The 20133-nt window shown below is 71.1% G+C and carries 15 protein-coding genes, 1 pseudogene and 1 riboswitch; of the genes and pseudogenes, 9 read left to right on the forward strand and 7 right to left on the reverse strand.

Annotated elements, in window-relative coordinates; translation table 11 throughout:
- Positions 1 to 1195: 1195 nt before the first annotated feature.
- Positions 1196 to 1288: pseudogene (locus tag ACIHEI_RS17175) on the forward strand (DUF6777 domain-containing protein); the annotation flags it as partial.
- Between the two features lie 13 nt (positions 1289 to 1301).
- Positions 1302 to 1766 carry a hypothetical protein gene (locus ACIHEI_RS17180; RefSeq protein WP_396607183.1) on the forward strand — a complete coding sequence of 155 codons (465 nt, stop codon included), beginning with the start codon at positions 1302 to 1304 and terminating at the stop codon, positions 1764 to 1766.
- Here the strand turns inward: ACIHEI_RS17180 and ACIHEI_RS17185 are convergent.
- Positions 1738 to 2298, reverse strand: a complete 561-nt coding sequence (locus ACIHEI_RS17185; RefSeq protein WP_387648065.1) for a dihydrofolate reductase family protein — start codon at positions 2296 to 2298, stop codon at positions 1738 to 1740. The genes ACIHEI_RS17180 and ACIHEI_RS17185 overlap by 29 nt on opposite strands.
- 265 nt (positions 2299 to 2563) lie before the next feature.
- Here ACIHEI_RS17185 and ACIHEI_RS17190 point away from each other — a divergent pair, with 265 nt between their 5' ends.
- Positions 2564 to 3691: a serine hydrolase domain-containing protein gene (locus ACIHEI_RS17190; RefSeq protein ID WP_396607184.1), complete on the forward strand. Its 1128-nt coding sequence runs from the start codon at positions 2564 to 2566 to the stop codon at positions 3689 to 3691.
- Here ACIHEI_RS17190 and ACIHEI_RS17195 read toward each other — a convergent pair.
- The 3 genes from ACIHEI_RS17195 to ACIHEI_RS17205 all read right to left on the reverse strand — a co-directional run bounded on the left by ACIHEI_RS17195 (position 3673) and on the right by ACIHEI_RS17205 (position 6777).
- Entirely contained in the window at positions 3673 to 3978 is a 306-nt protein-coding gene (locus ACIHEI_RS17195) for a DUF2087 domain-containing protein (protein ID WP_396607185.1), read from the reverse strand. The two genes, ACIHEI_RS17190 and ACIHEI_RS17195, sit on opposite strands and share 19 nt — an antisense overlap.
- A 166-nt stretch (positions 3979 to 4144) precedes the next feature.
- Positions 4145 to 5347 carry an NRAMP family divalent metal transporter gene (locus ACIHEI_RS17200; protein ID WP_396607255.1) on the reverse strand — a complete coding sequence of 401 codons (1203 nt, stop codon included), beginning with the start codon at positions 5345 to 5347 and terminating at the stop codon, positions 4145 to 4147.
- Between the two features lie 173 nt (positions 5348 to 5520).
- On the reverse strand, positions 5521 to 6777 hold the full coding sequence (locus ACIHEI_RS17205) for a magnesium transporter MgtE N-terminal domain-containing protein (RefSeq protein ID WP_396607186.1): 1257 nt from the start codon (positions 6775 to 6777) through the stop codon (positions 5521 to 5523).
- A gap of 627 nt (positions 6778 to 7404) precedes the next feature.
- Positions 7405 to 7577, reverse strand: a riboswitch (M-box (ykoK) riboswitch).
- Positions 7578 to 7809: 232 nt separating this feature from the next.
- Here ACIHEI_RS17205 and ACIHEI_RS17210 point away from each other — a divergent pair.
- Entirely contained in the window at positions 7810 to 9174 is a 1365-nt protein-coding gene (locus ACIHEI_RS17210; protein WP_396607187.1) for an acyltransferase, read from the forward strand.
- 6 nt (positions 9175 to 9180) lie between these two features.
- Here the strand turns inward: ACIHEI_RS17210 and ACIHEI_RS17215 are convergent, their stop codons facing one another.
- A complete protein-coding gene (locus ACIHEI_RS17215; RefSeq protein ID WP_392946051.1) occupies positions 9181 to 10065 on the reverse strand; it encodes a GNAT family N-acetyltransferase in 885 nt (294 codons plus the stop codon).
- 377 nt (positions 10066 to 10442) lie between these two features.
- On the opposite strand from ACIHEI_RS17215, the gene ACIHEI_RS17220 reads away from it, so the two are divergent.
- The 3 genes from ACIHEI_RS17220 (at position 10443) to ACIHEI_RS17230 (ending at position 14078) form a co-directional block, all read left to right on the forward strand.
- Positions 10443 to 11849: a glutamine synthetase family protein gene (locus ACIHEI_RS17220; protein WP_396607188.1), complete on the forward strand. Its 1407-nt coding sequence runs from the start codon at positions 10443 to 10445 to the stop codon at positions 11847 to 11849.
- A 79-nt stretch (positions 11850 to 11928) separates the two neighbouring features.
- Positions 11929 to 13305, forward strand: coding sequence for an aldehyde dehydrogenase family protein (locus ACIHEI_RS17225; protein ID WP_387648046.1), 1377 nt, complete (start codon positions 11929 to 11931; stop codon positions 13303 to 13305).
- Positions 13302 to 14078 carry a 3-oxoacyl-ACP reductase gene (locus tag ACIHEI_RS17230; protein WP_387648043.1) on the forward strand — a complete coding sequence of 259 codons (777 nt, stop codon included), beginning with the start codon at positions 13302 to 13304 and terminating at the stop codon, positions 14076 to 14078. Before ACIHEI_RS17225 ends, ACIHEI_RS17230 begins: the two co-directional genes overlap by 4 nt.
- Before the next feature lie 141 nt (positions 14079 to 14219).
- Here ACIHEI_RS17230 and ACIHEI_RS17235 read toward each other — a convergent pair whose 3' ends face one another.
- Together ACIHEI_RS17235 and ACIHEI_RS17240 are read right to left on the reverse strand one after the other, a co-directional pair.
- Complete coding sequence (locus ACIHEI_RS17235; RefSeq protein WP_387648040.1) at positions 14220 to 14594, reverse strand: hypothetical protein; 375 nt, start codon at positions 14592 to 14594, stop codon at positions 14220 to 14222.
- A 219-nt stretch (positions 14595 to 14813) separates the two neighbouring features.
- Positions 14814 to 17915 (reverse strand): SpoIIE family protein phosphatase, encoded by a 3102-nt coding sequence (locus tag ACIHEI_RS17240; RefSeq protein ID WP_396607189.1) that lies wholly within the window; start codon positions 17913 to 17915, stop codon positions 14814 to 14816.
- Between the two features lie 159 nt (positions 17916 to 18074).
- Here ACIHEI_RS17240 and ACIHEI_RS17245 point away from each other — a divergent pair, with 159 nt between their 5' ends.
- Both ACIHEI_RS17245 and ACIHEI_RS17250 read left to right on the forward strand, forming a co-directional pair.
- Positions 18075 to 18998: a pseudouridine synthase gene (locus ACIHEI_RS17245; RefSeq protein ID WP_396607190.1), complete on the forward strand. Its 924-nt coding sequence runs from the start codon at positions 18075 to 18077 to the stop codon at positions 18996 to 18998.
- A gap of 136 nt (positions 18999 to 19134) precedes the next feature.
- Positions 19135 to 20061 carry a diiron oxygenase gene (locus tag ACIHEI_RS17250; RefSeq protein WP_396607191.1) on the forward strand — a complete coding sequence of 309 codons (927 nt, stop codon included), beginning with the start codon at positions 19135 to 19137 and terminating at the stop codon, positions 20059 to 20061.
- Positions 20062 to 20133 lie beyond the last annotated feature (72 nt).

Here is a 20133-nt window from a genome sequence, read left to right on the forward strand (position 1 = left end):
AATGGTGGATGCGCAGTGTGGCCTCGGGGGAGTCCGACTGAGAGGTAGTTCCGTGGCTGATCAGCCGACACCTCGGCAACCCGAAGAATCAGACAACGAGAACAACAACGCACCGCCGCCGCCTCACCGCCCCACCGAGGTGGTGGGCGAGTCGACCGACCCGCCGACGGAAGGGGTGGCAGACACATCCGGGGCCCCGACCGAGGCAGTTGGAGGTCCGGCGCCTGGTCGGGGCTGCGCAGCGGCCTCGGAAGGACGCACCGGGCGCGTACCGGGTGCGCCGGACGTCGTGGGTGACGGTGCCTCGGGCGCAGGCCCGCCGATGGAGCTGGTGGACGGAACATCGGGGCCTCCTGCAGCGGTAGCTGGTAGTTGGTAGTTGGTAGCTGGTGGCGAAGGGGCGGGTCGGTGGGCGACGGCGTCGGATCAGTGGGGCGCTGAGGGCTCTGCGGGATCCGCGCGGTCCGGGCGGAGCCGGCGGAGTGATGGCGCGTCGGGTGGGGAGCCTCCGACCGAGTCGGTGGGTGGGACAGTCGAGCCTCCTTCATGGGCGAACGGTGGGTCGGCGCCTGGGCGGGTGGATGCGCAGGGGGCCGGGCTGCGTGCGGAGAGCGACTGGCCGTCGAGTAACGGACCGGGCGGGTTGAGGTCAGGTTCTGGTACCGGTGGCGGCTCCCGGGCTGAGGCCGGGCCGCCGTCGTCCTCGGACGGAGCGGGACCTGCCGGGCCGCCGTCCGGTCCGCTGTCGGCAGGTGGCGCGGGCCAGTCGGACGGGGTGCGGCCGGTTGATGGCCTCGGGTGACGGGACGCCACCGCCGAGTGGTGGTGGGCGAGTGCTGGTCGGGGACGGTGGGGACGGTGAGGGGGGTGGAAGGTGGTCGTGGTGGCGGTAGGGGCCGGCGCTGGCCGCCGCGGTGCTCGTCGTCGGTCTCGGTGTTGCGCGGGGCGTGGCGCTCAGCGGCGGCTCCTCCGGTGGCGGGTCCGCCCAGAACGTGGCCCTCCAGCTCGCCGGGGCGGTCGGCCAGGAGCCCTTCACCGACTCCGTTGCCTACGCCGCCGGGACTGGTGCCGGCGGATCAAGCGGGTACCCGACCGGTGGGGCAGGGACGGCCACCCCGGCCGCCACCCGCGGCACCGTGAAAGGTGGCGAACCCGGTCTGTGCGGAGGTACGCGGGAGGTCGCCAGCTGTGACGTGCCGAAGCCGCCGTTCTGGTTGACAACCAGGGTGTGCCCCGGGTGCGGTGCGAGTGCGGCAAATCCGCTGCTCCCGCCGAACGGCACGGGTGATACCTATACCGGCATGGCTTGGGCCTCCTTTCAGGCGAACGATGTGGTGACGGTCCAGCCAGCGGCGGCACCGGTGACGCAGATGGTGTTGGTCAACCGGGCCACGGGCAGCCAGTTCGACCGGCCGGTCGGCGGGACTGGCAATTCGGACAGTTCGGCCACGCCCGGCGAATCCGGCTCAGGACCGCGCACAAGCCAGCCGGCAGTGCCTCGCCGTCCGGTCCTTCGTCCCCTGGCGGGCAGGCGGGGATGCCGTCGTCAGGAGCTTCGGGATCATCGGAACGCAATTCTTCAGGGGCTGGGCCGGGTTCTGAACCTACTTCGCCGTACGCCGGCGCCGGGACATCGGGATAGGCGAATACGGGTAAAGCTGGGAGTTGATCGATCGGTGGCGCTCCGGCCGGTGGGACGGCGGCGGGTCCGGGTATGCCGTGGCGCAGCGCCAGGTGTCAGTGGCGCAGGTATCGGAGCATGGTGACACCGCTTTCGAAGGTGTGTGTCTCGGCGAGGACCAGGTCGGTTCGCGTGTCGGACGGTGGAAACAGTGGTCGGCCACGGCCGAGCACCACAGGGTGGACATACAGGCTGTACTCGTCGATCAGGTCGAGCCGTCGGAATTCGGTGGCGAGGACGGCGCCGCCGACCGCGAGGTCGGACGCGGAGGCGGCCTTGAGAGAGGCAATCGCCTGCGGGTCGACGGCTCGGGCGATCGTGGTGTTCCAGTCGGCGTGGGTGAGGGTGCGGGAGAAGACGGTCTTCGGCATGTCGCGCCAGATGCGGGAGAACTCCACCATGGGCGGGGTGGCGGCCGGGTCCTGGTCGGCGGTCGGCCAGTAGCCCGCCATCAGCTGGTAGGTGACACGGCCATCGAGGAAGCCGCTCATCGCTGCCAGCCGTCGGTTGAAGTGCTTGTGCAACTGGTCGTCGATCAACTGCCAGCCGAGATCGCCTTCGGGACCCTCGAAGTAGCCGTCGAGTGACACCGACATCATCAGGACAAGCTGGGACATCAGTGCCTCCTGGTACATATGGCAATCAATGTGGTGTTCGGCAACGTACCCGGGCGATTGGCCGTCATAACGGCCATCGGGGCCACGATCGCGAAATCTCCCTTCGGTGGACACCGGGGTCAACTGATCGGTTGATGGCCCATCAACTGATCGACAGGGAAGGGATATCCGATCGGCTTGAGAAGGCGTCGCGGCGGCCGGGCACACTCCAGACAACACGAAACAGAAGGTGCGAAGGTGGCACCCCAGTTGAAAGGGGATCAACATGCGTGAACTGCAGAGCATGTTGGACAGCCGGGTCGCGGACGGCACGGTGCCGGGTGCGGTGGCACTGGTGGCCCGAGGAGGGGCGGTGGAAGTCGCGACGGCAGGCGATCTGACCAGGGAGTCCCTGGTGCGGATCGCGTCGATCGGGAAGCCGATGATGGCCGCCGCAGTACTGCAACTGGTCGACGACGGCGCCTTCGGCCTGGACGATCCGGTGGAGCACTGGCTGCCGGAGCTCGCCGATCGCCGGGTGGTGCGAACACCGCAGTCGCCGGTCACGGACACCGTGGCTGCCGACCGGCCGATCACGGTGCGGGACCTTCTCGAATCCCGGGCGGGGTACGGATTTCCGGCGGATTTCTCGCTGCCGGCCCTGGCGCCATTGGTCGGCGAACTGCTGCAGGGGCCACCCCAGCCACAGAAGGTGATGCCACCGGACGAGTGGCTGGCGGCGCTGGCCCGCATCCCGATGCTCCATCAGCCGGGGGAGGCATGGCTGTACAACATCTGCTCGGACATCCAGGGCGTATTGGTGTCCCGCGCAAGCGGGCAGTCGCTCGACGAGGCGCTGGCAGAGCGGTTGTTCGAGCCGTTGGGGATGGCCGACACCGGCTTCTCCGCACCATCTGGCGAGGCCGACCGACTCAGCCCGCTGTACCGGCCGAACCCGGACGGGGCACCGACCGTGGTGGACCCGCCGGGCGGGCAGTGGAGCATTCCCCCGGCATTTCCCTCGGGGGCCGGCGGTCTGGCGTCGAGCCTGGACGACGTACTCACGTTCCAGCGGATGTTGCTGTCCGGCGGCCGGGCCGAAGACGGACGGCACGTCATGTCCGAGCGCGCGGTCTGGCAGATGACCACCAACTACCTGACGGAACAACAGCGTGCGGACAGCGAGCTGTTCCTGGAGGGTCAGGGATGGGGCTTCGGCGGATCGGTGGACGTGACACGTCGCGAGCCGTGGAACGCACGAGGCCGGTACGGCTGGGTGGGCGGCACCGGGACGGCGGCCCACCTCGTCCCGACGACCGGGCTGGTGACAATCCTGCTCACCCAGCAGGAGATGACTGGCCCCACCCCGCCACCGCTGATGCGGGAGTTCTGGCGCTACGCGGCGGGCGGCTGAGTATCCGGCGAGGCGGCGGCGTCGGAGCGGCGGTAGCTGGATCCGTCCCGGGTGCGGGTCAGCAGTTGGGCCTCGATCAGATAGCGACGAAGCATGGAGGTGTCGGAATGGACGGTGAGTAGCACGTCATTGACCTCGCGCTCGCTGTACGAGCGGTCGGGCTCGAACAGGGACTGTGCGAGGTGGGAGAGCAGGGCGGTGCGACGGGCCGGCTTGCGAGGGACCGACGTCAGACGGCCCTCGCTGAAGAAAGCGGCAAGGGCGGTCGGCGTTGCGTTGGCGGACATGACATGAAGCCTTGCAGGGCGGCTGCTGGGCGGACAACCGGATTTCGACGCGCGACGCCGGCCCGAGGGCCGGCGTCACCGACAGAGGAGAACATGCATGCGTATGACGAACGTACGGTGGGCTGCTGTACTGGTATTGCTGCTGCGGTGCCGACGGGGCATCAGCTCAGGCCAGGCCGAACCAGCTGAGGACGGTCTGCACCAGCAGGATGGTGGACATCAGGGCCACCCCGACCACCACCGTGGTCGCGGCGATCCGGTACCGGCGGCCGTTCGCGGCATTGCCGAGCAGCGAACGGCGGTTGGTGAGTACCAGCAGGTACACCAGCACGATCGGGCTGATCAGCCCCTGGAGCACCTGGGTACCGATCAACAACTGAATGACGTCCACGGGCGTCAACGCCACGATCGCGCCCAGGGCGAGCTGTGCAGTGAACACACCGAGGAACAACGGTGCGTCGCGGAACCGCCTGGAGACCGAGCGCTCCACCCCGACGGCCTCGCCGATCGCGTAGCCGGCGGACAGCGGGACCACGGCGCCGGCCAGGGCGGAGGCACCCAACAGTCCGAAAGCGAACAGCAGTTCCGCACCCGGGCCGGCCACCGGCTCCAGAGCCCGGGCCGCCTCGGCCGCGGACTGCAAGGGACCGGTCCCGCCGATCGCAGACGCGGTGGCCACAATGATGGTCAGGCTGATGACGCACGCGAACACCGCTCCGAGTACGGCGTCCGCCCTGATCAGCTTGTAATCCTCCGGCTTCGCTCCGCGGTCCACCACCCCGGCCGCGGCGTAGAACTGCATGTACGGGCTGACGGTTGTTCCGATCAGGGCCACCGCGAGGAGAATGAAGTCGCTGGACGGCTCGAGGTGCGGAATCACCAGGTGCTTGCCGACGTCGCCCCAGTGCGGGTGGCCGAGGATCATGGCGATCGGGTAGGCGAAGAACGCCAGCGACATCACCAGGAAGATTCGCTCGGCCCACCGGTACGAGCCGAACAGCACCAGCGCCCACAGCAGCACGGCGGCCGGCGGAACGACCGCCCACTTCGGTACGCCGAGCAGTTCGAACGCCGCGCCGATTCCGGCGAATTCACTGACCACCAGGCCGGTGTTGGCCAGCAGCAGGCAGCCGACCGCCAGGGCAGTCAGCCGGAGACTGAACTGCTCGCGGATCAGGGCGCCGAGACCCTTTCCGGTGTACGCCCCGAGACGGACGGCCATCTCCTGGACCATCACCAGGGCGACGGTGACCAGCACCATGAAGAACAGCGTGTTGTAGGTGAACTGGGATCCGGCCGAGGCGTAGGTGGCGATGCCCGCGGCGTCGTTGCCCGCGTTGGCGGCGACCAGTCCGGGCCCGGCGATCATCGCCACGGCGGCGATCCGGCGCAACCCGCGCCTGCGGCCGCGTGGCGGTGCAGGGGCGGCGGCCGGCCCGGAGAAGGTTGCGGTGACGCCGAGTTCGGTCGCTGCAACGCCGACCGGGGCCGAAGCGGCCTGCGGCGCAGTGGAATCGGTAGCGATGGGGTCGAGGTGGGCGTTCACTGGCGGAACCTCCGGAAGTGCAGGCGCCCGCGTTCGGGCAGCAGGGCGTCGAGGATGTCGTCGGCGAGGATGCGGCCCAGAGGGCGTCCGTCCTCGCCGACCACCAGGAGGGAGGACTTGCGAGCGGCCATCAGCTGGTCGGCGGCCTGGGCGAGCCGGGTGTCCGGGGTGAGCGTCACCGGCGCACCGAACTGGGCCAGCCAGTCCGCCAGCTCGGAGATCCGGGTGGAGTCCTCGGCCACCGCCAGCTCGAACAGCGGCACGTCGGCTACCAGCCGTCCGGCGGCGTCGAGCACCACCACGGCGTCGATCTCGGCGCGGTGCTCTGCCTGGGCGGCAAGGTCGGCCCGGACTTCCGAAACGGTCTGTTCCAGCCGGACCGTGACCAGCCGGGTCGTCATGGCGCCACCGGCGGTGCCCTCGCGGTGGGAGAGAAGGTCTCGGAGCTCGGCGGCCTCCTCGCTGGGCATCCGCTCCAGCAGACTCTCCCGTTCACGGGGCGCCAGATCGCGCAGCGCGTCGGCGGCTTCGTCGGGCTCCATCGCATCGACCAGCCGTGCGGCATGCTCCGGCTGGGCCTCGCGGAGCAGGTTCTCGAGCTCGGCCGGCACCATTTCCTCCAGAGCGTCCGCGGCCTGCTCCGGCTCCAACCAGCCCAGGAGTTCCTGGCGTTCGCTGCGGCCGAGGTCCTCCAGGATGTCGGCCAGATCGGCGGGGCGGAGCCGGTGCAAGGCGGAGCGTGAGGCACGCAACCGGACTTCCGTGGGGCCGTCGGTGGCCTGCTCGCCGAACGGAGCGACAGACTGCCAGTCCAGGACGCGCTCCGGCGTCGGTCGGACCTGCCAACGGCGCGGGCCGAGTCGGCGCAGCAGCGTCGGCAGCGAGACGTCCACCCCGACCAGGACCACCCGGCCCACCAACGGGGCCAGGTACAGATCGGCGGCCCTGGTCACCTGGACGCCGTCCACATCGACGAGTTGGTGGTCCAGCACGTCGCGGGCCAGCAGCACCTCACCGGGACGGCGCTGGAAGTCCCGCAGGTCGACCCGGGAGGCGCGCAACCGGACCTGTCCGGCCGTGAGACGTCCGATCGCATCCGCCGGGAGGAAGGCCCGGCGACGTCCGATCCGCAGGATCAGACCGGTCATCGGTGGATACGGCTCCGGGCCGTACAGCCGGGCGACCACATCGGTGAGCCGTCCGACCTCCGCGCCCGCCTGATTGGTGACGGACGCTCCGATCAGCCCGGCCAAAGAGACAAGGGAGGAACGCACCGCACGGCCGGCGGTGGCGCGGTGGCCCAGACCGGTCCGGCGATCGCGGAGCCTGGAAGAAGTCGAATTGAAAAGTGTGTTGGTGGCCATGGCGAACACCCCTCTGCCCCGGCGAGGCGGGGCCGACGGGCGATTCGGGACAGCTCCTCATGAGTGCCGGTCAACTTCCGCGACCAGGCCCCAGTTCGGCCCGGCGGCAACGGCTCGGCCGGGTGCGGTGGGCTCCGGGGTGGGCCCGGTCGCGGGCGGTCCACGGAGCGGGCCGACGGCAGCGGACCGCCGAGCGCCCCGCAGCAGGCGGTACGAAGCCGTGGCGGAGCCCGTGGCGAGGCCGGACCCGACCGGGCCGGACCGCAGCCAGGCGCAGCCACGGACCGGGCATGCCGGAGGACGGCGGACCGCGGCCGGGTACCGGCGGCGCTCGACCGAGCAGGGTCACGGAATCAGTGAAGGAGGAACTGTCTCGAACCGCAGAAAAACGGCGAGGACGAATCGGGAAGGGGCTGACTGTGCCCCGGACTACTGCAGTCCATCTCGCCTCCTCCCGATTCTGACCAGCGAGTCCCACTCGCGGCCGCGCGGCAGGCGACCAGGCCACGACGGCCCGGCGCACCCCAACTCGTCAGAGCTTTGGCACTCCACGGCGTGTCCCCAGGGCAGGGGAAGCCACTTGGGATCACCCCTTGGGCCGGGGAGACCTGTCCTGATCCGGAGCGTCTCTCGACGGGTGGGATCAGTGGCCTGTGTCCGTGAAGACGCCTCACCGAACGAGGTGTCTGTCCTGTGCGACCAGGATAGGGCCACCGTCACCCCCGCAACCCCATGCTTGACCAGGGTTTGACCCCAACGTGGTCGGACCTGGGGAAATGACGGACACGGGCCGACCGGCCGAAGGGAGAACTCGGGGCGCGCACGGAGGCGGTGGAGGTGGCGGGGTGGGCGGGGGTTGTGGCTGAACCGCAATGCGCCGCGTGGGACAGGCGTCAATGTTGACCGGAGATGATGACCGACATGGGGGAGAGGGGGATCGACGTGAAGGAAACGTCGGTGCGCAACGGGTACGTCGACCTATTGCGGGCGGCGGCGATCGTTCTGATGGTGGTTGGGCATTGGCTGATCACCGCACTGGAACGGGCGCCCGACGGATCGTTGGCGGCACCCGAGTTGATGGCCATCGTGCCATGGACCCAGTGGCTGACGCTGGTCTTCCAGATCATGCCGGTGTTCTTCCTGGCCGGTGGCTACGCGGCAGCCGGTTCCTGGAGCGCCTGCCGCGCCGAGGGCGGTACTGCGGCCGGGTGGATCCGCGGGCGGGCCTTGAGGTTGCTGATGCCGACCGGTGCGTACCTGGTCCTGGCGCTGAGCGGGCTGCTGATCGCGGCAGCGTTCAGAGCCGATCCGGTGCTGCTGAGGATGATCGGTTGGGCGCTGGCCATGCAGTTCTGGTTCCTGCCGGTCTACTTGATGATCAGCGCCCTGACACCGTGGTTGTACGCGCTGCACCGGCGGTGGGGTCTGAGCGCCGTCGCGGTGACGGCCGTCGCGGCTGTCGGCGTCGATCTGGTGGTTCTCGGGGTGGACATGGAGTGGGCGGGGCGGGTCGGTCTGCTGAACTACCTGCTGGTGTGGACGGTCTCGTACCAACTCGGATTCGACTGGAAGGACGGCGGGGTGACAACTCGGCCGTGGTTCGGTGCCGTTCTGGCCGTGGGCGGCGCGGCAGGCTACGCGGCGCTGGTGGAGTTCGGACCGTTCCCGGTCAGCCTGGTGCTGGTCACCGGGGAGGAGGTGTCCAACACCAACCCGCCCTCACTCGCCATGCTGGCGTGGCTGGTCGCCCAGTGCGGGCTCTGTCTGCTGCTGGCTCCGCGCGCGGAGCGGGCGTTGCGGTCGGCGCGCCGCAGCCGGTTCGTCGAACCGCTCGGCCGGGTCAGCATGACGCTCTACCTGTGGCACATGGTGCCGGTCCTCGGTGCCGGCGCCGCGTTCTATCTGACCGACCTGGCCCCCGAGCCGGAGGTGGGCTCGGGAGCCTGGTGGGCCTGGCGGCCGGGCTGGATCCTGGTGCTGGCCGCACTGTTCTGCCTACTGCTGCTGGCCCTGCGGCCGGTGGACGGCCTGCTGATACGCCTGGCCCGGAGGGCCAGGCCACAGGCCGCGATCACCGGGGCGTGGCGGACGCTCCTGCTGACCGTCGGCCTGGCCGCCACCGTCTGGGCGCTGGCGCACTGGGCCGTGCAGGGCCTTGCCTGGGGCGGGTCGCCGGACTGGCCGACAGCGCTGGCCTTCGGCGCCGGGGCGGCGCTGGTCGGCGCTGCCGCCACCCGGCGGGCAGCGGCGGAGACGACGGATATGGCTGCGCGGGCCGGGGGTTGATCGACGTCAGGACTCGAGCGGGAGGCGGAACTCGATGGAGCGGTGCGTGGTGCGGTAACCGAGGGCCTGGTTCACGGCGATCATGCCGGCGTTGTGGTCGGCGGTGTCGGTGAGGAGGCCGGTGATCTCCGGCTGCTCGGTGCGCGCCCAGCGGATGGCCTCGGCCTTCATGGCCCGGGCGAGACCCCGTCGGCGATGGGCGGGCATCACACCGGTGCCGTAGTGCTGGGCGTTGCCGGAGCGGTTGGCGGGGAGGACGAGTTCGGTGAAACCGACGATGCTGCCGGTGGCCTCCTCGACCACGGCGACGGTGTGCAGGAGTTCACCTCGGTCCTCAACGGCCTTCTCGGCCGCGAGGACCCGGGCTTCGTCCCAGACGACCACGCCGAAATCGGTGTCACCCATCGGCGTGTCGTCCATGGCGGTGCGCGAAACGGTGAAGGTGGCCAGCCACTCGTCCGGGCAGCTGCCGAGCCACGAGATCAGCCGGTATCCGGGGTGGAGCGGCACCTCGGTGGCGGCCGGCGCAGAGGTGGGTGAGGTCAGGTCGAGCCGGGCGTAGTCGAGGGCCAGCGCCCGTCCGAAGCCCCGTGCGGTGAGGAAGGCATCGCCCGGGGATCCCTCAACCGCCTGGACGAGCATCGCCCGGCGGCCGTCCTCGCGGGCCGCCGCGGCGGCAGCGGACAGCAGCGCGGAGCCGACGCCGCGCCGGCGTTCGGCGGGGTGGACGTTCAGTGTCAGGGAGCACAGGTGGGCCTGGGCGGGGGAGGCGAACAGTCCCAGAACGGCGGTTCCGAGCGGGGTGCCGTCAGGGGCGGACGCCAGCCAGGTGAGACGGCGGGTGAGCGGCGGTGGGACGGAATCGGTGAGGGCGGTCAGACGGAACGTCACGAGTGGTGGACTCCAGAGGGAGGGCGGGCGAGCAATGAGTGTGCATGCGGCACCGAAGCAGGTGAATCCGTCCGGTGCAAGCGATTTCCGGTCCGCTGCCGGTTGTCGAACCGGGCGCGGGGCTGTGGCCTGTGGCGGTTGGTACGGGGGATATCGCGGGGAGCAAAGGAGGGTCGAATGAAAGGAGTTGGTGACTGATGCAGCGTCATATTGCTTGGAAACGTGATGAGCTGACGATGAATCAGTTCGGATCGACACGCGCGCGGCCACTGGTGCGGGCAGGTCCAGGGCGGGATCATCGTCGCTGTGGTGGTCGGCGTCGCGGCAGCCGGACAGGGCTGCCGGGGCGCACCCGGGGCGGCGAAGGTGGAGGGCGGATGACCGACGCGCGACTCACGGTGGAGCGCCTGCGCACTCTGGTGGCCGAAGGCGCCGTGGAGACCGTGGTGCTGGCCGTCACCGACATGCAGGGGCGGTTGCAGGGCAAGCGATTGGCGGCGGAGTACTTCCTGAACGAGGTGCTGGCCGGAGGCGCCGAGGGCTGCGGCTACCTGCTGGCGGTGGACGTGGAGATGAACACCGTGGACGGCTACGCGGTGTCCTCCTGGGAGAACGGCTATGGCGACCTGGTGTTCCGGCCCGACCTGACGACCCTGCGGATGGTGCCGTGGCACCCGGCCACCGCGATGGTGCAGTGCGACCTCGCCCACCAGGACGGCAGCCCGGTAGCGGTGTCGCCCCGCCAAGTGCTGCGCCGTCAGCTGGAGCGGCTCGCAGGGTACGGATGGCGGGCGTACGTGGGCACCGAGCTGGAGTTCATGGTCTTCCGCGACAGCTACGAGCGGGCCTGGGAGAAGCACTACCAGGACCTGACGCCCGTCAACCAGTACAACGTGGACTACTCGATCCTCGGCACCGGACGGATCGAGCCGCTACTGCGCAGACTGCGTACGGGGATGGCGGGCGCCGGGCTGGTGGTGGAGTCGGCGAAGGGCGAGTGCAACCTCGGGCAGCACGAGATCGCCTTCCGCTACACCGACGCGCTGCGCTGCTGCGACGACCACGCCGTGTACAAGACCGGAGCGAAGGAGATCGCCGCACAGGAGGGCGTCAGCCTCACCTTCATGGCCAAGTACGACCAGCGGGAGGGCAATTCCTGCCACATCCACCTGAGCCTGCGCGACCAGCAGGGCCGCCCAGTGTTCCCCGGGAACGGCACGCAGGAGACGGACACGGAGACGGGGATCGAGGGCGGGCACGGGCAGCTGGGAGGGTTCTCCCGGACGATGGAGCACTTCCTGGCGGGGCAGCTCGCCTGCCTCGGCGAGTTCGCGCTGCTGCTCGCGCCGACCGTCAACTCCTACAAGCGCTACGTGGCAGGCAGCTTCGCCCCGACCGCGATCGCCTGGGGCCGCGACAACCGGACGTGCGCGCTGCGGGTGGTCGGGCACGGCAGCTCCCTGCGGTTCGAGAACCGGGTGCCCGGCGGGGACGTCAACCCGTACCTGGCGGTGGCCGCACTGATCGCCGCCGGACTGCACGGGGTGGAGCACCAACTGCCGCTGGAGCCGGAATTCACCGGCAACGCCTACGCCTCCGACGCCCCACGTGTGCCGGCCACGCTCCGGGAGGCGATCGAGCTGTTCGACCGCAGCGAGGCCGCCACCGTGGCGTTCGGCAAGGACATGGTCCGGCACTACGCCCACGCGGGCCGGGTCGAACTCGCCGCCTACGACGCCGCGGTGACCGACTGGGAACGCCGCCGCGGCTTCGAGCGGCTGTAGGACGCGGACTCGTGGCCGCCACCACCGGACACCACCGCGTGGGCCCGGCCACCCGGACACCACACCACAGGAGAGCGCCGTGATCGACCAGCCCGATCCGTACCAGGTGGTCAACCCCGCCACCGAGGAGGTGATCGCCACCGTCGAGCTGGCCGGCATCGAGGCCACCGACGCCGCGATCGCCCGCGCCAAGGTCGCCTTCGAGAGCTGGCGGGCAGTCGCCCCGGGCGACCGGGCCCGGCTGCTGCGCCGCTTCGCCGCCGAGGTGGACGCCGACCGTGAGCACCTGGCCGCGCTGGAGGTCGCCAACGCGGGGCACACCATCGGCAATGCCCGGTGGGAGGCCGGCAACGCCCGCGACGTCATCGAGTACTACGCGGGCGCGCCGGAGCGGCTGTTCGGCCGGCAGATCCCGGTCGCGGGCGGCCTCGACGTCACCTTCCACGAGCCGCTCGGCGTGGTCGGCGTGATCGTCCCGTGGAACTTCCCGATGCCGATCGCCGCCTGGGCACTCGCGCCCGCCCTCGCCGCAGGCAACACGGTGATCGTCAAACCCGCCGAGGCGACCCCGCTGACCGCGCTGCGCCTCGGCGAACTCGCCCTGCGCGCGGGGCTGCCGGAGGGCGTGCTGCAGATCCTGCCCGGCCGCGGGCCGGTGGTCGGGCAGCGGTTCGTCACTCACCCGGATGTCCGCAAGGTGGTGTTCACCGGCTCCACGGCAGTCGGCAGATCCGTGATGGCCGGCTGCGCCGCGCAGGTCAAACCCGTGACGCTGGAGCTCGGCGGCAAGAGCGCCAACATCGTGTTCGCCGACGCCGATCTGGACAAGGCCGCCGCCACCGCCCCGTACGCGGTGTTCGACAACGCGGGGCAGGACTGCTGCGCCCGCTCCCGGATCCTGGTCGAGGCGAGCGTGTACGAGGCGTTCATGGCCCGGCTGGAGACCGCGGTGCGGGCGGTGCGGGTCGGTGACCCGGGCGACGAGAAGACCGAGATGGGCCCGCTGATCTCGGCCGCGCACCGGCAGCGGGTCGCCTCGTACGTGGACGGCGACACCGAGGTGGCGTTCCGCGGCAGCGCCCCGGAGGGCCCCGGATTCTGGTACCCGCCGACGGTGCTCGCCCCCATCGCGCCCGACCACCGGGCGTTCACCGAGGAGGTGTTCGGGCCGGTGGTCGCGGTGGTGCCGTTCCGCGGCGAGAGCGACGCGGTACGGATCGCCAACACCACCGAGTACGGCCTGTCCGGCTCGATCTGGACGCGCGACGTGGGCCGGGCACTGCGCGTCGCCCGCGCCGTCGAGGCGGGCAACCTGTCCGTCAACTCGCACTCCTCGGTGCGGTACTGGACGCCGTTCGGCGGTTTCAAACAGTCCGGCCTGGGCCGCGAGCTCGGCCCCGACGCCCTGCACGCCTTCACCGAGACCAAGAACGTCTTCATCGCGACGGAGGAATGAACCCCATGACCAAGCGACTCGACGGCCGGGTGGCCGTCGTCACCGGCGCGGGCAGCGGCATCGGCCTGGCCACCGTGCGCAGGTTCGCCGCCGAAGGGGCGAAGGTGGTGTGCGCCGACATCGACGAGGAGACCGGCGCCAAGGCCGCCAACGAGGTCGGCGGCCTGTTCGTGCGCACCGACGTGAGCGACGAGGAGCAGGTCCGGGTACTGTTCGACACCGCCGTCGAGCACTACGGCAGCCTGGACGTGGCGTTCAACAACGCCGGAATCTCGCCGCCCGACGACGACTCGATCCTGGTCACCGGGCTGGAGGCGTGGAAGCGCGTCCAGGACGTCAACCTGACCTCCGTCTACCTGTGCTGCAAGTACGCGATCGGGCACATGCGGCGCCAGGGCAAGGGCTCGATCATCAACACCGCGTCCTTCGTGGCGGTCATGGGCGCCGCCACCTCGCAGATCTCCTACAGCGCCTCCAAGGGCGGGGTGCTGTCGATGAGCCGCGAGCTGGGCGTCGAGTTCGCACGCGAGGGGATCCGGGTCAACGCGCTGTGCCCGGGGCCGGTCAACACCCCGCTGCTGCAGGAGTTGTTCGCCAAGGACCCGGAGCGGGCCGCCCGCCGCCTGGTGCACATCCCGCTCGGCCGGTTCGCCGAGCCCGAGGAGATCGCCGCCGCCGTCGCCTTCCTGGCCAGCGACGACTCCTCCTTCATGACCGCGAACACCTTCCTGGTGGACGGCGGCATCTCCGGCGCCTACGTCACCCCGCTCTAGCCGGCGCGGGCTCAACGGGACGGCCGGGCGGGTCGCGAGGACACCGCCCGGCCGTTCAACGCTGAGCCGTTCGACCCTGGTTCAAGCCTGAGTCGTTCTGCCGCGAGCCGTTCCGGCCCGGCAGGGCGGCACCGGCACTGTTCACTCCGCGGAGAAGGCGTCCCCGCCGATCGCGGCGGCGCTGCCGCCCAGGGAGGCCGCATCGCCCTCGACGCCCAGCGCGTCGCCGCCCGCGGCGAAGGCATCGCCCCCGAGCGCGGCGGCGTTGCCGCCCAGTGCGGCGGCGTCGCCGTCGATGGCCAGCGCGTTGCCGCGAACGGCCCAGGCGTCGCCTTCGACTGCCACCGCGTCGCCGTCGATCGCCAGCGCGTCGCCGCCGAAGGCGATCGCTCCGTGCGGGTGGTGGTGGTGTCCGTGCGGGTGGTGCTCGTGCGCGGACGCGGTGCCCGCGGCACCGAACAGGGCGAGCCCGGTGAGGATGGTGGCGGTGGTGAGCTTGGCAATGCTGGAACGCATCAAGTCCTCCATGGTTGGCGCCGATCGCGACCGATCGCGACCGATCCTGGAGGAGGGCCGACCCGTGGCGTGGGCCTCGGGCCGTGTCGTCACCCGTCCGGGGCAACGCCACTGCCGTGACGGGTGAGTGAGGTACCGCCGGATGCCGTACCGGTTGACGGTCCGTCGATTCGCTTGTCGGACAAGGCAGTTGAAGTACCAAGCGGTATGACGATCGGATCAGCGGGCCGGGAGCTCCATCTCGAACCAGACCACCTTGCCGTCCCGGGTCGCCCGGCTGCCCCAGCGGAGCGCCAACTCGTTGATCAACTGCATGCCCCGGCCGCCCTCCTCGTGCGGACCCGACGGCCGCAGCCGCGGCTCCCGGCTGTCCGCGTCCGACACCTCCACCGTCAGCAACGCACCACGGAACACCCGCAGTTGCAGCGGCGAACCGGCATGAACCAGGGCGTTCGTCAACAACTCGCCGGTCAGCAGCACCACCGGCTCCACCAGCGAGGTCAGGCCCCAGCCCGTCAGCGTCCGCCGGGTGAACTCCCGGGCGTGCCGCAGCAGCGCCGGGTCGCCGGACAGCGGCAGCGTCGCCAGCCGGTCCTCGCCGACCGGACCCGCGTGCGCCATGATGACCGCCACGTCGTCCTGCCCCAGCGTCGCGCCGAGCGCGTCCAGCACCACGTCGCAGCCCCGCTCCAAGGTGCCCTGACGGTGGGTAACAGTCGAGCGCAGCAACTCCAGGCCCTCGTCCAGGTCCTGGCCGCGCCGCTCCACCAGACCGTCCGTGTACAGCACCAGCAGCCCGTCCTTGCGCAGCGGGAACCGGATCGACTCGAACGGCACCCCGCCCACGCCCAACGGCGCCCCCGGCGGCGGCTGCACCAGCCGCGCCTGCCCGTCGCGCTCGGACACCACCGGCGGCAGATGCCCGGCCGAGGCGAGGATGCACTCCTCGTCCACCGGGTCGAACACCGCGCACACACAGGTCGCGAACTGGCCCTCGCCGAGCTGCGCCGTCGCATCGTCCAGCCGGCGCAGCACCCGCGCCGGATCCAGGTCCAGCGTCACCAGCGTGCGCGCCACCGTGCGCAGTTGGCCCATGGTGGCGGCCGCCCGGATGCCGTGGCCCATCACGTCGCCGACGATCAGCGCCACCCGGCCGCCGGTCAGCGGCACCACGTCGAACCAGTCGCCGCCGATCTCGTCGCCCACCGTCGAGGGCAGATAGCGGTGCGCGATCTCCAACCCCGGTGTGAGGTGCACGTCCTGCGGCAGCAGGCTGCGCTGCAGGGTGAGCGCGGTGTCCCGTTCGCGCCGGTACAGCCGGGCGTTGTCGATGCACACCGCCGCCCGCGCCGCCAACTCCTCGCCGAGCGCCAGGTCGGCCGCCGTGAACGCCTCCGGATTGGCCATCCGCGCGAACTCCACCCCGCCCAGCACCTGCCCGCGCGCCAGCAGCGGCACCATCAAATACGAGTGCAGGCCCGCGTCCAGACTGGGCTGGACCCGCTCCGGGTAGGTGACGATCCGGCGCAGCGCGAACTCGTCCACGTGCGGCACCAGCACCGACCGGCCGGTACGCATCGCCTGCGCGTACAGGTGTGCGGAACGCGACGCCCCACCGACCTCGTCGGCCGCGTTCACGAGTTTGGCGCGGGCACCCTCGCCGTCGTCGGCCCGCTCACCGACCGCGACCGCGCGCAGCAGCACCGAACCCGACTCGGGCACCGGCTCCGGGTCCTCGTCCGCCATCACCGCCTCACGGATGTCGACGGTGACGAAGTCCGCGAAGCGGGGGATCACCACGTCCACCAGCTCCTGCGCGGTCAGGTGCAGATCCAGCGTGGTGCCGATCCGGGTGGACGCCTCGTTCAGCAGGGCCAGCCGCTGCTGGGCGGTCTCGGCGGCCTCCAGCGCGCGCTGGCGCTGCTCGGCGGCGTCCCGCTCCCGGGTGTACAGCAGCGCGTTGTCGATCGACACCGCCGCCCTGCCCGACAGCTCCGCCGCCAGCGCCACGTCCGCCTCGTCGTACGGGGCCGCGGTGCGCGCGCGCAGGAACGTCGCGGTGCCGAGCGCCGAGCCGCGGGCGATCAGCGGCACCACCATGAACGACCGCACCCCCTGCTCCCGGATCGCGGCGCCGCGCACCGGATCGTCGGTGAACCACTTCATCGCGGGGGCGTCGGTCTGCGGCACCAGCACCGGCCGGCTGTGCGCCAGCGCCCACGCGTCCGGGGTGCTCGGATGGAAACGCCGCACCGTGCCGACCGGGGCGATCGGCCACATTCCGCTGTCGGGGACGGTGTGGAACGCCAGCCGGCGCAGCACCGCGGACCGGTCGGAGCGGTCCGGCAGCACCACGGCCTCGCCGCGCACCATGGACTCCAGCACCTCGACCACCACGGCGTCGGCCAGCCGCGGCGTCGCCGTCTCGGCCAGCTCCCGGGCGGTGGTGGCCAGGTCCAGCGTGGTGCCGATCCGTGCGGACGCGTCGTTCAGCAGCGCCAGCCGCTGCTGCGCGGCGTCGACGGCGATCTCCGCCTCGAAGCGGTCGGTGATGTCCACGACCGTCACGCACACCCCGAGCACCGTGCCGTCCGGCTCGTCCAGCCGGAAACACGCCACCGACCAGGCGTGTTCGCGCTCCGGGTCGGCCGGCGTCCAGCCGTGGGTGCGGGCGTCCAGCACCGACCGGCCGTCGGCCAGCACTTTCATCATCATCGCCTCGACCTGCTGGCCGTCGATGGCGGGCAGCACCTCGGTCAGGCGCCGCCGCACGCTCTCCTGCCGGGGCACCCCGTTGATCCGGGCCAGCGCCTCGTTCAGGCGGACGAAGCGCAGCTCGGTGTCGAACACCGCCATGCCGACCGGGGACTGGGTGAAGAAACCGTCCAGCACCGCCAGGTCGGAGGCCAGCCGGCGCACCGCGCTGACGTCGGAGGCCACCGCCAGCACCATCGGGGTGCCGTCCGGGCCGAGGATCGGGAAAGTGCGGAACTCCAGCCGCACCAGATGCCCGTCCCGGTGCCGTACCGGGAAGACCCCCGAGAACGGGCGGCCCTCGAGGATCCGGGAGAACAGCTCCAGCACCTCCGGACGCCGGTCCGCCCCCACCAGCAGGTCCGCGGCGCGGGCGCCCACCGCCGCCGCGGCGGGAAAACCGAGCAGGGCCTCCGCGTCCGGGCTCCAGTGCAGGATCCGGCCGTCGGACGCGACCAGCGCCGTCGCCACCGGAATGGCCAGCAGGCCGTCGGGCAGCTGCGCACCGCCCTCCGCCAGCGGAGAGGCGGGGCGGATCCGGTGACTACCCTGCTTGTCGGTGTCCATCTGGCCACCTGCCGTTCCGGGGGCGGGTACCGCCCTGCCATCGTCGCACGCCGGGCCGCCCGCGCCCAGACGGGTGAGCGACCGCTATCGTGGGCCGGATGGACACCCGTCGGACAGATCCCCAGGTGGCGCCCGGTGGCGCGTAGGCCCCCCGCTCCCGTGAGCCCGCTGCCGCAGCGCGACGGCATCGACGCGGTCCACGTGCGGCTGCCCCTCGAAGGCCCCTGGCCGACCGTCCGCGCCTACCTGGAGGAGCGCTACGGCGCCGCCGCCGGCACCGGACGGATAGTGGCGATGCTCGACGCCGGCGAATTCGTCGGCACCGACGGGCCGATCGCCCCCGACACCTCCTACCGGCCCGGCGGCCACGTGTGGTTCCACCGCGAACCCGGGCCGCCCGAACCCGTGGTGCCGTTCCCCGTCGAGGTGCTGTACCGCGACGAGCGGATCGTGGTCGCCGACAAGCCGCACTTCCTCGCCACCACGCCGCGCGGCAGCTACGCCACCGAGACCGCGCTCGCCCGGCTGCGCCGCGACCTCGGCCTGCCCCGGCTCAGCCCCGCGCACCGCCTGGACCGCCTCACCGCGGGCGTGGTGCTGTTCGTCGCCGACCCCGCCCGCCGGGGCGCCTACCAGGGACTGTTCGAACGGCGGGAGGCCGTCAAGACGTACGAGGCGATCGCCCGGCACGACTCCGCGGTGGCCCTGCCGACCACCGTGCGCAACCGGCTGGTCAAGGACCACGGCCGGCTGGACGCCTACCAGGTGCCGGGGGAGCCCAACGCGGAGAGCCGGGTCGAGCTACTGGAGACCCGCGACGGTCTGGGCCGCTACCGGCTCGCCCCGCGCACCGGCCGCACCCACCAGCTGCGGGTGCACATGAACGGCCTCGGCCTGCCGATCCTCGGCGACCCCATCTACCCTGAACTGCTGCCCGAACAGGACCCCGAGGACTACCGGCGTCCGCTCCAACTGCTGGCACGGTCGCTGGAGTTCACCGACCCCGTGGACGGCACCCCGCGGCGCTTCGTCAGCGGACGGATGCTGGCGGCGTGGGCCGATCCGGCCGACTGGCACGGCTGACGGGCCCTCGGGCCGACGGCGAACGCCTCCTTGTGCGCAGTGTATTGACGGGCAGTCTAATAACTTCTACCTTCGCGGCAGTGGCCCCGTTCCACCCCGGCCACCCTCGACTCCGCCCCACCGCGAAGGAGCCGGCATGCCGCCCCACCCCGCCGCCACCCCCGGCGCCCCCGACCGCGAGCGCACCGCCCCCGACCGGGAACGCACCGCTGAACGCCTGCTCGCCTCCTCCGCGAAGCTCTCGTTCAACCCGCTCAACGACGTCGACTGGGACGCCGACCCCGTCCCCGGCGCCTACTACTGCCCGCCCCGCCACCTCTCCCTCTACGGCACCGACCTGTGGGAGCGGCTGACCGAGGACGAGCGCGTCGAACTCTCCAAGCACGAGGTCGCCTCGATAGCCAGCGTCGGCATCTGGTTCGAGGAGATCCTCATGCAGATGCTGCTGCGCCACGCCTTCGACCGGGACCCCACCAGCAACCACGTCCAGTACGCGCTCACCGAGATCGCGGACGAATGCCGGCACTCGATCATGTTCGCCCGAATGATCGCCAAAATGGGTGTCCCCGCGTACGGTGCCGGATTCGTCGCCCACAACCTCGGCCGGCTGTTCAAGGCGATCTCCACCCACAGCCAGACCTTCGGCGGCACCATGTACGTCGAAGAGATCCTGGACGCCTTCCAGCGCGAAATGATGAACGACGACACCGTCCAGCCGCTCACCCGGCAGGTCTCCCGGATCCACGTCATCGAAGAGTCCCGGCACATCACCTACGCCCGCGAGGAACTCGTCCGCAAGCGGCTCGGGCCGCTGCAGCGGCGGTGGGAACAGCTGTTCCTCGGCGTGGTCATCTACTACGCCACCACCGCGCTGATCCACCCCCGGCTCTACGCCGCCGTCGGTATCGACCCGAAGATCGGCAAGGCCGTCGCCCGGGCCAACCCGCACTGGCGCACTACCAAGACAGAAATGGCGCAGAAGGTGATCGGCGTGCTGGACCGGGCCGGACTGGTCGGCCGCGCCAACCGCTGGCTGCTGCGCGCGGCCGGAGTGATCGCCTGAGCGGTTCGACGGCGGATCAGGTCGCACAGTTGTGATCATTTGGTGGCGAGATGGGCTTCCGGTGATCGAGTG

The organism is Kitasatospora sp. NPDC051984, from assembly GCF_044593455.1.
Classification (GTDB): Bacteria; Actinomycetota; Actinomycetes; order Streptomycetales; family Streptomycetaceae; genus Kitasatospora.